The sequence below is a fragment of the Clostridium sp. HMP27 genome (assembly GCF_000765165.1).
In the GTDB taxonomy this organism is placed as follows: Bacteria; Bacillota; Clostridia; order Clostridiales; family Clostridiaceae; genus Clostridium_AK.
This window is the reverse complement of the sequence record NZ_JMFY01000041.1, coordinates 1-17,093: the sequence shown is the minus strand read 5'-3', so window position 1 is coordinate 17,093 and position 17,093 is coordinate 1. Positions and strand designations below refer to the sequence as shown.

Annotated in this window: 14 protein-coding genes and 1 pseudogene; all 15 read right to left on the bottom strand. The window is 33.0% G+C overall.

Annotated elements, in window-relative coordinates:
* Nucleotides 1–219 (bottom strand): annotated as a pseudogene (locus DP68_RS16255) (ornithine carbamoyltransferase); the annotation flags it as partial.
* Between the two features lie 15 nt (nt 220–234).
* On the bottom strand, nt 235–1,455 hold the full coding sequence (locus tag DP68_RS16250; RefSeq protein WP_035311424.1) for a YgeY family selenium metabolism-linked hydrolase: 1,221 nt from the start codon (nt 1,453–1,455) through the stop codon (nt 235–237).
* 88 nt (nt 1,456–1,543) lie between these two features.
* Nucleotides 1,544–2,926, bottom strand: a complete 1,383-nt coding sequence (gene hydA / locus DP68_RS16245) for a dihydropyrimidinase (RefSeq protein WP_035311423.1) — start codon at nt 2,924–2,926, stop codon at nt 1,544–1,546.
* Nucleotides 2,927–2,935: 9 nt separating this feature from the next.
* A complete protein-coding gene (gene dpaL / locus DP68_RS16240; RefSeq protein ID WP_035311421.1) occupies nt 2,936–4,150 on the bottom strand; it encodes a diaminopropionate ammonia-lyase in 1,215 nt (404 codons plus the stop codon).
* Between the two features lie 388 nt (nt 4,151–4,538).
* Nucleotides 4,539–5,384 carry an FAD binding domain-containing protein gene (locus DP68_RS16235; protein ID WP_035311418.1) on the bottom strand — a complete coding sequence of 282 codons (846 nt, stop codon included), beginning with the start codon at nt 5,382–5,384 and terminating at the stop codon, nt 4,539–4,541.
* Complete coding sequence (locus DP68_RS16230; protein ID WP_035311417.1) at nt 5,378–5,851, bottom strand: (2Fe-2S)-binding protein; 474 nt, start codon at nt 5,849–5,851, stop codon at nt 5,378–5,380. Before DP68_RS16230 ends, DP68_RS16235 begins: the two co-directional genes overlap by 7 nt.
* Nucleotides 5,838–7,985 carry a xanthine dehydrogenase family protein molybdopterin-binding subunit gene (locus DP68_RS16225; RefSeq protein WP_035311414.1) on the bottom strand — a complete coding sequence of 716 codons (2,148 nt, stop codon included), beginning with the start codon at nt 7,983–7,985 and terminating at the stop codon, nt 5,838–5,840. The genes DP68_RS16230 and DP68_RS16225 overlap by 14 nt, the downstream gene beginning before the upstream one ends.
* Before the next feature lie 16 nt (nt 7,986–8,001).
* Complete coding sequence (locus tag DP68_RS16220) at nt 8,002–8,574, bottom strand: nucleotidyltransferase family protein (RefSeq protein ID WP_035311413.1); 573 nt, start codon at nt 8,572–8,574, stop codon at nt 8,002–8,004.
* A gap of 25 nt (nt 8,575–8,599) precedes the next feature.
* Entirely contained in the window at nt 8,600–10,903 is a 2,304-nt protein-coding gene (locus DP68_RS16215) for a molybdopterin cofactor-binding domain-containing protein (protein WP_035311411.1), read from the bottom strand.
* Entirely contained in the window at nt 10,904–11,353 is a 450-nt protein-coding gene (locus DP68_RS16210; RefSeq protein ID WP_035311409.1) for a 2Fe-2S iron-sulfur cluster-binding protein, read from the bottom strand. It lies immediately after the preceding gene.
* Entirely contained in the window at nt 11,353–12,138 is a 786-nt protein-coding gene (locus tag DP68_RS16205) for an FAD binding domain-containing protein (RefSeq protein ID WP_035311407.1), read from the bottom strand. Before DP68_RS16205 ends, DP68_RS16210 begins: the two co-directional genes overlap by 1 nt.
* A gap of 16 nt (nt 12,139–12,154) precedes the next feature.
* A complete protein-coding gene (locus tag DP68_RS16200; RefSeq protein ID WP_035311406.1) occupies nt 12,155–13,237 on the bottom strand; it encodes a 4Fe-4S binding protein in 1,083 nt (360 codons plus the stop codon).
* Between the two features lie 11 nt (nt 13,238–13,248).
* On the bottom strand, nt 13,249–14,541 hold the full coding sequence (locus tag DP68_RS16195; RefSeq protein ID WP_035311405.1) for an amidohydrolase family protein: 1,293 nt from the start codon (nt 14,539–14,541) through the stop codon (nt 13,249–13,251).
* 307 nt (nt 14,542–14,848) lie between these two features.
* Nucleotides 14,849–16,603, bottom strand: a complete 1,755-nt coding sequence (locus tag DP68_RS16190) for a sigma 54-interacting transcriptional regulator (RefSeq protein WP_035311403.1) — start codon at nt 16,601–16,603, stop codon at nt 14,849–14,851.
* Nucleotides 16,604–16,882: 279 nt separating this feature from the next.
* Nucleotides 16,883–17,093 (bottom strand): iron-containing alcohol dehydrogenase (locus DP68_RS16185; RefSeq protein WP_035311402.1); only part of this gene is annotated, 211 nt, incomplete at its 5' end.

Here is a 17,093-nt window from a genome sequence, read left to right as displayed (position 1 = left end):
TCCTCCAAGTTGAGCTATTCCTGCTTCCATAGAATTTCTTGTTCTTGTAGATTGTTCAAAGAACATTAAAAACATTGTCTTATGTGGCAAATATGGAGTATCTATTCCCATTGCAAATTTTCTCTTTAAATCATAGGATACATCTAACATTGTTTCTATTTCTTCATTTGTGTAATCCTGTAATGTTATAAAGTGTCTTCCCCTAAATACTGTTTGCATTTTTATATCCCCCTCTTATTTACTTGCATGCTCTTTAACATATAATATCGGAATTATTGCATACATAGCTGCACATTTTACAAGTTCACTCTTCCAATTCTTCTCATTTGGCGCATGAGCTTGATCTTCATGTCCTGGACCAAATCCTATGCATGGTATTCCATATCTCCCCATAATAGATACTCCATTAGTTGAAAATGTCCATTTATCTACTAATGGTTCAGATCTAAATAACTTTTTATATCCTTCCACTAGTGTTTCACATACTGGGTGCTCTTCTGGTAATACCCAAGTTGGGAAATAGCACTCTGTTGGATATACAAGTCCTGTATAAGAAGCTCTGGCATAATCATACATTGAAACTTCGGCCTTAGCTGCCTTTACTGCTGGAAGGTTCCTTATTTCTTCTAAAGCACCTTGCCAAGTTTCCCCATCTGTTAATCTTCTATCTATTGAAACTGTACATCCATCTGCTACAGCACATCTAGATGGTGATGAGAAAAATACTTCTGATACTGTAAGCGATCCTTTTCCTAAGAACTCATCATAATGTAAGTTTTCTGCTAAAGCTCTTAGTTCAATAAGTATTGGAGCCATTTTAAATATAGCGTTGTCTCCTCTTTCTGGTGCCGAGCCATGACAGCTTATCCCCTTAGTTGTAACCTTGATTTCCATTCTTCCTCTTTGTCCTCTATATATGTTGCATGAGGTTGGCTCAGTTGATACTACAAACTCAGGTCTTATGTTATCTTCATTTATAATATACTGCCAGCATAATCCATCACAGTCTTCTTCTTGAACTGTACCTGTAACAATTAATGTATAATCATCTTCGAGTCCTAAATCCTTTATTATCTTGCCTGCATAAACCATCGAAGCCATACCGCCTTCTTGATCTGTTGCACCTCTACCAACTATAATCTCTTCATCTTCATATCCTTCATATGGATTATAGTGCCAAAGATTTGGATCACCAATTCCCACTGTGTCTATATGTGCATCCATAGCTATTATGTGCTTTCCATGTCCAATATAGCCAAGTACATTTCCCATAGGATCTATTTCTACTTTATCAAAGCCTACCTTTTCCATTTCCTCCTTAATACGTAAAACTACTTCTCTTTCCTGTGTACTTTCACTTGGAATTGAAATCATATCTCTTAAAAATTTGCTCATATCTTGCTTGTATTCCTCAGCAAGCTTTAATATCTCCTCTGCTTTATAATCCTTTGACATATTCCATACCCCCTAATGTTTTACATGATTTATAAAAATTTATAATTTTGTTGTAAATCATTACATCTCAATTCCTTGAGATGTTTCCCTAGTAATAATTTTTTACCCTTTTCATAAAATTTCCATAACCCTTTTTGCCTATAAACTTATTATCTTTTACTACTATTTCTCCTCTAGCTATTGTATATATAGGATATCCTTTAAGTTTAAATCCTTCATAAGCAGTATAATCCATATTTTCATGCAACATATCTTTACTTAACTTCACTTCCTTATCAGGATCTATAATTACTATGTCAGCATCTGATCCAACTTGTATAGTTCCCTTTTTAGGATAAAGCCCAAATATCTTTGCAGGATTTGTTGAGCATACTTCCACAAATTTATTTATGCTTATTCTTCCCTTCACAACTCCCTCCGAAAACATAAGTGGAATTCTTTCTTCAATTCCTGGCGCTCCATTAGGGCATTTTGTGAAATCATTCCTTCCCATTTGCTTATCTTTATTAAAACTAAATGGGCAATGATCTGTAGCTACTACCTGTATATTACCCTCTCTTATCCCCTGCCATAATGCCCCTTGATTTTTCTTATCTCTAAGAGGAGGACTCATTATATATTTAAGTCCTTCATTATTTGGCTCATTATACCTATCTATATCTAACAAAAGATACTGTATACAAGTTTCTGCAAATACCTTTTGCCCTCTCCTTTGTGCCCTTTTTATATGCTTTAACCCATCTTTATTAGTTAAGTGGACTATATAAAGTGGAGCATCACCTGCCATATAAGCTAAATCTATCATTCTATTTATTGCCTCAGATTCGCACCTTTCAGGTCTGCTTAGTGCATGGTAAATAGGAGCTACCTTTCCTTCATTTACGAACTTTTCCCTAAAATAATTTACTATTTCATGATTTTCAGGATGAACAGTAGTTATCCCTCCTAGCTCTTTAAGCGTTTCTAATACCTTAAAGGCTTCTACATCGTTTACTCTATAATCATATGTCATGTAAATTTTAAAGCTTGGTATTCCTTCTTCTTCAACTATAGTATTCATTTCTTGTAATATACCTTCATCCACGTGTTGAATAACTCCATGAAAGCTATAGTCAATTACTGCATTCTTATCTGCATACTCATGATATACACTCACTTGATGCTTTAAGTTGCACCCCTTTGGACCAAAGCCCATGTGGTCTACAATTGAAGTCGTTCCTCCACAGGCTGCGGCAACCGTACCTGTATAAAAATCATCATTTGCCCTTGCAAATCCTACATCTAGATTTAAGTGAGTATGAACATCTACACCACCTGGAACTACATACTTACCCTCCGCATCAATAATTTCATCTGCTGTGTATTCGATATTGGTTCCTATCTCCTTAATGATTCCATTCTCAGAATATATATCACCTTTATATATGTCACTAGCAGTTACTATAGTGCCATTTTTTATTAATAATTTCATAAAATCACCTTATTCTTCAGGATAAGGATAGGCTCCATCCCATACTATTTTTGTATAATTATCTGGGTCTGTATCTCCTTCCGTACTTATTACAAGTATTGAGGAGTTTTCATCTATACTGAGGGCTTCTCTTATTTCCTTATATTTCTCATCTTTAAGTATGCAATACATAAATCCTGCAGGTGCTGCTCCAGACTCTCCAGATATTACTTTTCTATCATCTCTTAATGGATTACCAAGAACTCTCATCCCCTCTGCTGCCACATAATCTTCACAAGATACAAACATATCAGTATATGCATCAAGTATATTCCATCCAATTGGATTTGGCTCTCCACAAGCAAGTCCCGCCATTATAGTAGGCATATCTCCTGTAACATTAGTCATTTTTCCATTTACAGCTGATCTATATATACAATCTGCTAAATTGGGCTCCACTATTGCAGTTATTGGCCTATCCTCACCATAATATGCAGTTAAAAATCCCTGAACTGCTCCGGCAAGTGCACCAACCCCTGCCTGTATAAATACATGGGTTGGCTTTTGAGTTCCTGCTTCTTTTAATTGCTCTACTGCTTCTACCATCATAGTTGCATAACCTTGCATAATCCAAAGTGGAATTTCTTCATATCCTTCCCAAGCAGTATCTTGAACTATTTCCCATCCGTATTTTTTAGCATTTTCAAGTGAAAGTCTTACTGCATCATCATAATTTAAATCAGTTATATAAGCCTCTGCTCCAGTCGCCTTTATATTATTTAATCTGGTGAGTGATGATCCCTTTGGCATATAAACAACAGCTTTTTGTCCCAGCTGCTGTGCTGCCCAAGCAACTCCTCTTCCATGATTTCCATCTGTTGCAGTAGTTAAGGTAATTTGTCCTATCTTATTTTTAACTTCCTCACTTCTTAGATATTCAAAGCTTACATCTGAAATATCTACACCAAGTTTTTTTGCAAGAAGCTTTCCTATAGCATAGGAACCTCCTAGTACTTTAAATGCATTTAATCCAAATCTATAGGACTCATCCTTTACAAATATGTTTTTCACTCCTAAGTTTTTAGCTAAATTATCAAGTCTTGCTAGTGGAGTTTTATTATAAACTTCAAAGCTTTCATGAAATTTATTCACCTTTTTTATTTCATCCATTTCAAAGTCTCTTACCAAAGTCTTTTTAAAATTTCCACTTCGACATTTGCCATTACTTTTATATTTTATATCCATATTACCTTCCCCCTTTTTAGTAACAAGCTATTAGTGATAAGTTACCTACTTTAATCTCTAGTATCTGATATCATAATTTATTTAGAAGCATTAACCATGCCAATAATTTGTTACATTACTAGTTTTAACAATAAAGCAAAAATTTTTGTGTAATTCTATCAAAATATAATCTTTTAAAAGCTTTATAGTGCTTTATTCTTTACTTTATAATGGCATAATAGTTTTATACACAGAAAAATCATAAAAAATAGTTATCAATATGATAATACTTACCAAATTGATAACTAAAATTGAAGATTATAACCCTAAAAAAATTAGTATGAAAGAAAAATTGCTTATCACATTGATAATTCTATTTTAGTTAGAATTATCATAATGACCTTAAACCTTATTTTATTATTTTATCTAGAAAACTATTAAGTAAATTTAAACAAACAGCTTTTCTATAATCTTTAGTAGATCTTTGGTCGTCAATTGGTCTTATAAGTTTGTCATATAGTTTTATTAATTCATTTCTATCTATCTCTTCACCATTTAATGATTGTGCAACAACTCTATTTTCTATTTCTTTAGATTTCACTATTGTTGGAGCTACTGCTCCAAATGAAATTCTTATATCATGAATTTTATTGTCCTTAATTTCAGCTATACCAAGGAATGATAGCTTTGCAAGCGCTGTTGATTTACGAGTTCCTACTTTATGATAATCTGTAACGCTAAAATCCTTCAAAGGTATCTCTATAGAAGTTATTAATTCTTCTTCCTTTAAATCATTTACTCCTGGTCCTAATATAAAATCTTTTATATCTATTTGTCTTTTTGAAGTTTCCGCTTGTAAATTTAATTTTGCTTCTAAGGCATATAGTAAAGGAAGTGTATCTCCTACTGGCGATGAATTTCCTATATTTCCACCTATAGTTCCCATATTTCTTATTGCAGGTGATGCCACCCCACTAAATATACTTCTCATATATTCAGGAATAACTATACTTTCAATAAGTTCAGTATAGGTTACAGCACTTCCTATTGTAAGCTTATCTTCACTTCTTTCTATTTTCTTAAGCTCATGAATATCTGCTATAAATACTATTGGTTTTTGAAATTTAGGTGTCATTCCTGACCATTGTTTTCTTTTAACCATAAGATCTGTTCCACCAGCAAATATTACTACTTGCTCTTTATTCAATATTTGAAGAACTTCTTTTAATGTTTTAGGTTTATATATTTCTACCATAGTCCGTCACCTCTTTTTGCTGCCATTTGTACCGCTTCTATTATCATGTTATACCCTGTACATCTACATAGATTCCCTGAAAGCCCTTCCTTTATTTCATCTATTGTAGGTTTTGAATTATTTCTTAATAGTACTTCTGTGGCCATTATCATACTAGGAGTACAAAAGCCACATTGTACTGCTCCTGCTTCTTCAAATGCTTCCTTTAGAACTTCGTATTTATTTGTGCTTTGAATACCTTCAATGGTTAAAACTTCCTTGCCCTCTATCCTTCCAATGGGCATTAAACATGAATTTATAAGTCTTCCATCAATGATAATTGAGCAAGCTCCACATTCTCCTTCGCCGCAACCTTCCTTATGCCCTGTTAAATTAAAATCTTCTCTTAGTACATCTAACAGCCTTCTTAGGGGATTTGTATCTATTTCTACCTTTTCAAAGTTTAAAACAAAGCTAATTTTGCTCATTTTCCATCACCCCCATTAAATGTTCAGGTCTCACTGGAATTTTATAAATATTTTTATCTATTGCATCTTGAATAGCTAGTGCATAAGCTGGTGCTGCACCTATAAGTGTTAACTCTCCAAGCCCCTTTGCTCCAAATGGGCCATTAAAGTAAGGCTCACATATAAGTTCATTTTCAATTTTAGGAGCATCTTTAATAGTTGGAATTGTATAGTCACTGCTGGTCTTCTGCATTATGCGTCCATTCCTGCTTTCCATAACTTCTATGCCTCCATAGCCTAACCCCTGAAGCATTCCACCTTCAATTTGTCCTCTGACTATTCTCTCATCTATAGCACAACCTATATCAAATACTGACCATACTCCTTTTATATCTGGTAAATAAGTTAGTGAATCAACCTCTACTTCCACCACATTTACTCCCCAAGAATATGAGTTATATGCATCACCTATGAAATTATCTCCATCCCAAGAATAAATCTCTGGAAATTTGTAATTTGCTTCCGTTTCTATTTGCCCTTCTTCGTTCCACCTTGCTTTAAGTTTTGAAGCTGCTTCTTCTAAAAGTTTTCCAACTACAACTGTAGTGCGAGATGCAACTGTAGGTCCTGAATCAGGAACTCTATCTGTATCAGGGTTTTCATAAATTATAGTGTTTACTGGTACATTTAAAGTATGAGCAACTATCTTTCGCAGTGCTGTTTGAGTCCCCTGACCCATTTCTACATTAGCTATTAGTATTTCTACTTTATTATCAGGGTATCTTACAAGTTTAACTTTAGCCTTTATATGATCTCTTTCTCCACTGCCAGTAAAGCCTCCACCGTGGAAAAATAGTGATATTCCAATTCCATTAAGTTTTCCATCTTTCTTATTATTTTTAAATACTTGTTTTTTATCTTTATATCCTGACATCTGTATAGCTCTTTCAACCATTTCAGGCATTCTTATTTTATCTCTAAATACTCCTCCTGTTGAAGATTTATCACCTTGTTTTACCATGTTTTTTAGTTTAAATTCTAATGAATCAATACCTAATTTCTTTGCAATATGTTCCATATGCATTTCCTCTGCAAAGAAAGCCTGTGGAGCTCCAAATCCTCTAAAAGCTCCTGTAACCACAGTATTTGTGGCCATAACTCTTCCTTTAACATTTACATTTTCTACATTATAGACTCCAATTACAGCAAACATAGTTCTTTGAAGTACTACACTTGAGAGTCCTTCATAAGCTCCGCCGTCTAAACTTATATCTGCCTCTCTACCAATTATCATGTAATTTTGATCTAGATAGCTTTTAATTTTAATCTTACTTGGGTGTCTCTTAGGAGTACATTCTAAGTCTTCATTTCTATCAAATATAAGTTGTACTGGTTTCTTAGTTTTTAATGCTGCAAAAGCTACATGACCTCCTATTAATGAAGGATAATCTTCTTTTCCCCCAAAAGCTCCCCCTGTTGTGGCTTGCACAATTTGAACCTTATCTTCTGGTAATTTCAAAGCATCTATTAAGGCATTTTTAACATAATATGGACACTGAATAGAACCATACACAGTAACTTTTCCATCCTTATAAGTACCTATTACTCCTTGTGGTTCTAAGTAAAGTTGCTCTTGATATCCTGTTTCATATTCCCCTTCTATAACATAGCTTGCATTTTTCTTTACTTTTCCTAAATTTCCTTTTGAATACTCAAATTCTACAAAGCAATTATTATCTTTATACATTGATTCCTTTTTACATTCTAAGGATTCTTCTAATGTTAAAATAGGGTCTAGGGCTTCATAGTTTACCTTTGTATTTGAAATTATATCTGAAATTATACTTTTATCCGGTCCCACTATTAATGAAATAGGCTCCCCTACATAATTTACAATATCCTTTGCAAAAAAAGGTTCTTCATAGGTTATAATTTTCACTCCATTTTCTCCAGGAACATCATCTTTATCTACTACATAATACCCTTCAGGAAATTCTGGATACTTTATGCTTTTTATTTTAGCTCTTGGTTCGGTAGATCTTAATGTTTTCGCATAAAGCATATTATGGAATTTATAATCCCCTATATATTTAGCCTTACCAGAAATCTTGTCTTCTGTATCAAATCTTTTTATGGATTCACTGATGCATTTCATATAAAACTGCACCCCCTTAATCTTCCCCTAAATTTTTCAAAGCTTTCTTATAATCTTCTATAGTATCTATGTCCATAAGTATTTCTTTATGATTAACCTCTATAAACTTTGGATTTTGGATATTTATGAAATCTCTTAAAGTTTCATATTTACCTTCTTGAAGTATTTCCTTTATAAACTTACTCTTTATGAGTATTGGATGCCCCTTTCTCCCCTTATATGTAGGGATTATTATATCACCAGTTTTACTTAGAATTTTTGAATACACATCCTTAGAAATAAGAGGATAATCCCCTGGAGTAAAGAAAAATTCATCTTCTCTCACAGCTTTGATTCCGCACTTAACAGAGCTAAACATTCCTTCCTGATAATTTTCATTAAATATAAGCTCTACATTTCTGTATTTTTGAATAATAGGCTGTAAAAGTTCTATCTTATAACCTCCTACAACTATTACCCTTTGCGAAAACTGAAGCATATTATCTATGGTGTTTTCAATAACACTCTTACCGTTTAAGGGTAAAAGCATTTTAAATGTCTTAGCTCTCGAGGACAAACCTGCCGCTAAAATTATTCCTTCTCTACTCACTCAAGATTACCCCTCTCCTCAGTGCCTATTTTTTCATTTCCAAAAGCACATCTTCAGATGTTATTGGAAGCTTTTGAATTCTTACTCCTACTGCATTATATATAGCATTGGCTATGGCTGCTGGTGGAGTATCTATTCCTATTTCTCCTACAGATTTTGCTCCATGAGGTCCTGTAGGTTCAAAGCTGTCTATAAACTCTACAGTAAGTTTTCCTACATCTTTTCTTGTTGGAATATTATAAGTCATATAATTATTGGTCAAAAGCTTACCTTTCTCTGTATGTTTAACTTTTTCAAACATTGCCATCCCAATTCCTTGCATAAGTCCCCCTTCTACCTGTATACGACAAAGATTTGGGTTTATTGTAGTTCCACAATCAACTACAGCTGTATAGTTAATCAAATCAACTTTACCTGTTTCTGTATCAACCTCTACTTCCGCAAATCCTGCCATAAATGGAGCTGGTGAAATTTCTCCTGAGAAAGAGCCTGATGCTATTAACTGTTTATGATGTTTATTATAATAAAGCTCCACCGAAAGCTGTTCTAGACTAATTTGTTTCTGTCCATTACAGGTTTTAATATATTCTCCATCAAATTCTATATCTTCTACTGCTACCTCTAAGTTTTCTGCTCCTGCATCAATAATCATATTTCTCATATTTTCAGCAGCCCTTTTTACTGCGTTTCCTGAAACATAGGTAGTGCTTGATGCATACGCACCTACATCATATGGAGTTAAATCTGTATCTGAAGAATAAACTACAATCTTTTCTGTGGGAATTCCTAAGGTTTCAGCTGCAATTTGAGCAAGTATAGTATCGCTTCCAGTTCCTAAATCTGTAGCTCCAACTAAAAGATTGAAAAATCCCTTATCATTTAACTTTAATAGTGCGGACCCCATATCTATAGCTGGAATACCTGAACCCTGCATTGCAATAGCACAGCCCATGCCCCTAACTTTATTTGGTGCAATCTGTTTCCTTGGATACTGTTCCTTCCAATTTGAAAGTTCTAATCCTCTTTCTATACATTCAGGAAGTTTGCAATTATCAATTATCATATCAACTCCCTCTGTACCTTCTCCCATTATCTTAAATACAGGTGATCCTTCTCCCTGTCTTATCATATTTTTCTTTCTAAATTCCATAGGATCCATTCCTATAATTTCTGCCATTTTATCTACAGCAGATTCTAATGCAAAGTTACCTTGTATGGCCCCATATCCTCTATAAGCTCCTGCTGGAGTTAAATTAGTGTATACTACTTTTCCTCCAAATTTACCTGCTAGAACTTTATTATATAAAGGAAGTGTTTTAGAACCTGCTACCATAAATACTGTAAGAGCATGTTCCCCGTAAGCTCCTGTATTTGATAAGATCTCCATATCTATGGCCTTTAAATTTCCTTCTTTATCACAACCAAGGGTCACTTCAACCTTCATAGCATGCCTGCAGTAGGTTGCTTCAAATACTTCTTCTCTAGTATATATAAGCTTTGCAGGTCTTCCCGTTCTTAAAGCTACTAAGGAAACTAGGAATTCTCCATGCAATCCTTGCTTTCCACCATATCCGCCGCCTATTCTAGGTTTTATAACACGAATTCTATCTATTGGCATATCTAATGCTCTTCCTACTAGCCTTCTTGCATGATATGGTGTTTGAGTTGAAGATATAATGGTAAGTCTTCCATGTAAGTCTAAGTATGCGAAGGATGCATGTGTTTCCATTGCAGTGTGAGCTTGAGCTTGAGTATAATATGTCTCTTTCACTACATGTTCACAATTCTTTAATGTTTCATCAAAATCTCCAAAGCTCATATTATATGCAGCAGCTATATTTTTCTCAGGCTCAAATCCTATGGGAAACATTTCATGAGCTTCTTTTTCAGGATGTATTATGGAGGTATGTCCCTCTGCCTTTTCAAAATCCAGTACTGGCTCAAATACTTCATATTCAACTTCTATAAGCTTTAATGCTTCTAAAGCTATACTCTCATTTTCTGCAGCTACAGCAGCTACTTCATCTCCCACATACCTTACATACTCGTCTAAAATATATTTGTCATGAGGTGATGGTTCTGGAAATCCTTGTCCTGCACGGGTAAATATATTTCTTGGTACATTTTTATAGGTTAAAACTAAACTTACTCCTGGTAGTGCTTCAGCTTTTTCTATATTTATGCTCGTAATTTTTGCAAAAGCATGAGGGCTTCTTAAAACCTTAACTATAAGCGAGTTTGCTGGTGCTAAATCATTGGTATAAGCCGGTCTTCCCTTTATAAGTCCCATGCCTTCAAACTTTGGTATGGATCTTTTTACTTCCTTCATTTAGTCCACCCCCATAAACTTTTTAACTGCTCTTAAGTGTCCTTGATATCCTGAGCATCTACATAAGTTTCCTACTAAATAGCTCTTCATATCATCCACTGTGGGATTCTGTAATTCTCTCTTCATAGCTATTACTGTAAGTACAAATCCTGGGCTGCAAAATCCACATTGTTCTGCTCCTTCTGCAGTTATAAGTTTTGCTATTTCTTCAGCTTCTTTTTCTACTCCTTCAATAGTAGTTACCTCATGACCTTCTGCCTTTACTGCAAGGTAGGAGCAAGATGGAACAGGTTTGCCGTCTAAAAGCACTGTACAAATCCCACAATTTCCTGTATCACAAGCTTTTCTAACGCTTGTAAATCCACATCTTCTTAAAACATCATGAAGCACTTCATGAGCTTCAATTTCAATTAATCGTAGAGTACCATTTATCTTTAAATTAATCTTCATTAAATCACCCCCATGATTCCTCTCTTAACTAGTGCCTTGCAAAGTTCTTTTCTATATATCGCAGAAGCTCTTAAATCCCCTCCAAAGCTTAAATGTTTCGCAGCTAACTCCCCGGCCTTTTTAGCATTTTCTTCACTTAATTCTACTTTACTTATAAATTCCATAGCTTCTATTGAAAGCTTTGCCATAAGTGGCCTTGCCCCTACAGCAATTTTAAATTCATTATCTTTTTTTGATACTGCTACATTTAGTATAGAAAAATCTATGGTTGTATTTCTTATACTTAAAAACTTTCCACGTTTTCCGTCCTTTTTTATAACTATTTTTACTAAAATATCATCTATCTTAGACTTGCTTTCTAAAAAATCTTCTAATGGAACTCTCCCCAAATTATAAAATTCTAGATAAGTATCCAGTACCATTAACGGAGTTATAACATCAGAAAAACCATATCTTCCACAAATGCTTCCACCTATAGTTGCTATATTTCTTATTTGAACTCCAACTATTTCAGAAACTGCATCTGATAGCATTCCATCAAATGCAGTTTTTAAGATCTTAGAGCATTCTATTTCTCTTAGAGTTGTCATAGCTCCTACTTCTATTTCATCACCTTTTTCTTCTATAAAACTTAAGTTTAAATTTGATAAATCAAGAGCCTTTTGTATTTCTCTATCTCCAAGTCTTATAAATGCTCCTCCACCAATTACAACAGCTTGTTCATTTTTTACAAGATTATAAGCTTCTTGTAGACTTACTGGCTTTAAATACTCTTTTATTTTCAAATATCCCCACTCCTCTCTATAAAACCCCACTTATAGCATGTACAGCACACTTAGATTCACATAGCCCGCATCCAAAGCATTTGTCATTATTTACTTCAACTATTTCTTTTACTTCTATTGCAAAATAAGGGCATATCTTTTCACAAAGCTTACACTTTGTGCACTTATCTTCATCAATTACAGGATGATTTGGTTCATATTTAACTTCACCCTTTTGAAGTGTTGTGTTTACAACTTCCTCTATACTATTAAAGTTATACTTTCTCAAAATCTCTGGAAGATCTTTTATTATCTTTTCATATAAATCCTTACCTCTAAGCATCGCAGCCGATAACATTTGCACAGCATCTGCTCCTGCAAGTAAAAATTCAACTACATCTTCGGCTGTTGCTATACCGCCTACCCCTATTACTGTAAAATCTGGCATAGCACTTTTTATTTTATTTACTATGGCAAGTGCTACAGGTTTTATAGCAGGTCCTGATGTCCAAACTTCTCCTTTTTCATTTCCAACTAACACTTTTCTATTTTCAATATCTATTTTCATAGTAGGTCCAAGAGAATTTATAGCTACAACCCCACTTGCTCCATTATCTCTGACTGCCTGTGCAAAGGCTACAGGATCTGGAATATGAGGGCTCACTTTCATAAATACAGGTTTTTTTGTATTACTTCTTATTGCTTTCACAGTTTCTCCTATAACACTTAAATCCTTTCCTACATAGTGAGTTGAAACCTCAAAAGCATCTGCATAACGGTCTAACACTGGAATTAATTTTTCCATATCCTCTTTAGTGTACCCAACACTTATTATAAGAGGTATATTTAAATCTCTCTTTAAATTAGGAAGTATATACTCTAGCCAATGCTTTAGTGAATACTCCGACCAAAGCTCAGCATTCATTATGCTGTCTTTATTCCCATATATACATGGTCTTACAACTTCTGCTCCCTCTATAGATATTGTTTTTGTTACCATTCCCCCAAGTCCAAAGCCTGCAAGTGCCATCATCTTTTCATAATCTCCAACTAATGGTCCCGAAGCTGGCATAACTGGATTCTTAAGCTCAATACCTGCTATAGTTGTTTTCAAATTCATATAAAAACCCCCTACTTATTTACTCTTTCCCACACCTTTTCTGCTACTTTCGCAGACTTTTCATATAAAGCTTCTGTATCATATTTAACCTCATAGTTTTCCATTAACATTTTCCCATCTACCCATACATCTTTAGGATGAAAACTTTCAAAAACTCCAAAGAAGATATGGCTTAAAACGTTATCATCATTTAATGGTGTTGGTGGCTCATAAGGAACAGTTATAAAGTCTGATTTGTATCCTTCTTCTATTTTTCCTATTTTTATATTTAGTATATTAGATACATAATCATACCCATTTTGTATAAGTTCTAATAAATCATTCAAACCAAACTTTGTTGGGCTGCCTAATCTATTTTTCATAGCATATACTACATTTAAATAATCACGGGTTATATTTGCTCCCATACCATCATTTCCTATCATGCATTTTATTTTGTTTTTCCTGAATACTTCATAATTTGCTATACCTACTGCATTGTTCATATTTGAAGTTGGATTTATAGCAATTCTACAATTCCTGTCTCTAATTATTTTTGCATCTTCATCATTTATATGAACGCAATGAGCTAAGATAGATTCTTCATTTAAAAGATTAAACTTATCAAGTCTTTTTACTATTGACATGTTATGTTTTTCCATGCAATCTTCTACATCTTCTTGACTTTCTGCTACATGAATGTGTATAGGTAGTCCATTAAGTTCCTTTGATATGATGCTTAATGATTTATCACTTAAACTTAGAGATGCATGCATTCCGAATAGTCCTGCGAATTTCTCATCTTTTTTTCTTGAAAATTCTATATTTTCTTTGATACATTCATAAGTATTAAATCTATCACTAGTTTCAAAGCAAAATATTCCCCTTAAGCCTAACTCATTTGAAATAGCTTTTTTAATTTCACTTAAGGAGTATATTATCTCAAGTCCACTAGCATGATGGTCTATTATGGAGGTCACTCCGTTTTTTATACAATCAATACCATAAACTAATGCACTGTAATAATTAGCTTCGTTATCAAGTTTTGCATCAAGTTTCCACCAAAGCTGATCCAAAATATCTTGAAAACTTTTGGGGTTAAATGGAGCATTCATTCCTCTTGATAAAGTAGAATATATATGAGTATGACAGTTTGTAAGCCCTGGCATTACTATCGATCCTTTAAGATTATATATTTCATTTATATCTTCATCATTAAAGTTTTTCATCTCTCCTATTTCTTCTATTTCCGAGTTAAACTTTATATAACAGTTTTTCCTTAATGAATGAAAATCATATATAGAGACATTTGTTAATACTTTCACCTTCATCCCCCCTCGTATTAAATTTTAATCTCCACTATTCATAGCATTATTTATGCCAATATAAGTTTTGTTGTCATTCATAAAAAAACTGTTATTTAAACTTCTTTACATCATTAACAATAAAGGTATTTTTATCAATATCGTTCATAAGATTTCTATTAGCAGTATAGAGTTCATTGATGTTTAACTAATTATTATTTTATGCATATTATCAAGTTGATAAACTTTCTTATATTGATAATTAATATTTAAATCAGCACATCTCAATGAATTGAGATGTGCTGATTTATAACGAAATTAAAAATTTCTATAAATTATGCAATTCATATTCATCTATCTTTCTATATAAAGTCGCAATTCCTATCCCAAGTTTTTTTGCAGCTAACTTTTTTCCTTGAGTTGTATCCCCAAATATATTAATCGCCTTCAATATTTCTCTTTTTTCAAGCTCCTTTAATGTCATTATTTCTTCCTTTCCCTTTTGAACCTTTCTTTGAGAATTTATTATACTCCTTGGAACCATATCTAATACCAAAACTCCACTGGTATCAACCATGTTTATCATAAATTCCACTGTATTTTCAAGCTCTCTTATATTTCCCGGCCAGCTATATGCATAAAATAAATCCATAACTTCTTGGTGTATATCCATCTTGGTAAAATTCTTTCCAAGTATCTTCATATATTTATCTATAAAGTGTTTTACTAAGAACTCTATATCTTTTATTCTTTCTCTAAGTGGTGGAATATTGAAAGGTATGACATTTAATCTATAATAAAGATCTTCTCTAAATTTATCCTTTTCAATAAGGGCCATTAAATCCTTATTAGTAGCAGCAATTACTCTTACATCTATATCAACTGGGGTATTTGATCCTATCCTTATTATCCTTCTATCTTGAAGTACCCTTAAAATTTTTGTCTGAAGTGCTAAGGGCATATCTCCAATTTCATCTAAAAATATTGTTCCATGATTTGCTAATTCAAATTTCCCAATCTTACCTGATGCAGATGCTCCAGTGAAAGCTCCTTTAACATAACCAAAAAGTTCACTTTCTAACAATTCATAAGGAATAGCTGCACAATTTATAGCTATAAATGGTTCGCTTTTTCTTACCCCCTCATTGTGAATTGCACGTGCAAACATTTCTTTACCTGTACCACTTTCCCCTGTTATAAGTACCGTGGAACAGGAAGATGCTATTCTCTTTATATTATTTTTCAACTCATACATTTCAGGTGAATCTCCTAAAATATCATTACATTGTATATCCATTTTTATATGAGATGTAATTTCTCCTTTAGTAATTTTCCCTTCCTGAAATATAAATAATTTATCAAATTGGTCTTCATTTAGTCCTATAGAATAAAATTGACCATAGACAGTAAAAGTTTGCTTATCTATAGTTAATTTATATTTGCTCATCTCTAATATACTTTCATCTATTTTTTCTATTTCTATGGTGTGCCTAAAGTTTCCATCTATAAACTTTAAAATTTCAATAGCTTTTTTATTAATATGAGTTACCTTGTCTTGATTATTTAAAATGATAACTCCTCTATCCATCTTGTCTATTACTAAATTTAAGCCTTTTACTAAAGTATTTTCTCTAAGCTTTTCCTTTCTCTCATAGGCAGTGATACTTATAAACTCAGAAATTTGCTGCAAGAATTCCATATATGTATTAAAGTCATTTAGAAGGTGATTTTTTTGTTCTTCTCCAAAGCATATAAGTCCAATTACTCCTACAATTCGACTACCAAGTTTTATTGGCGTACATATTTCATATTTTTCGCTGCATTTGCCATATTTACTGCAAGGTATACATAATTCACTTTCCCCTGGCTTATCTATTATTTTAGGTTGTCCAGTTTTTAATATATGCTTATATATATATCCTTCCTTTTCCATACTTCTATTTATAAGGTTCCTGTACATTCCTGTACCTGCAACCCTCACAAGATTGCTATCAGCAATTTCAACATCTACCTTTAAAACCTTTGAAAGTATATCCGCATATCTTTTTATAGAAGGCTGTATTTCCATTAGAATAGATTTCATAGTTTACATCCTTTCTAAATTTTTTGAATTGTTTGTATATCCATTATATAACAATTATAGAGCAAATACAAAAATAAGTTCCTAAAATCAATACCATTATGTTTAATAGGTATCTAATGTATAATCAGTAACTTTATAAATTATTTTCTCTTTAACTGTCTTTACAAGTTTAAATACTTCTTTTTTAATGTATTGGCTTTAATAAATATAAAAAGGCTGTTGATAAAATGTTTTATCAACAGCCTGAGATACCAATAAAAATTGGCATTTATTTTATGATCAAGATATTTTTTTAAATAATTCAATTAACTTTTCCTTACTAAAGAATACTGGATTTGCACCTGCGCAAGCATCCTTCATGGCATTTTCAGCTAGTAACTCAAAGTCCGGATTTTCTACTCCAACATCCTTTAAGGATTTTGGAATTCCAACTTCTTCTGAAAGAGCTTTCATTTTACTAATTACAAATTCAACACACTCTTCATCTGAT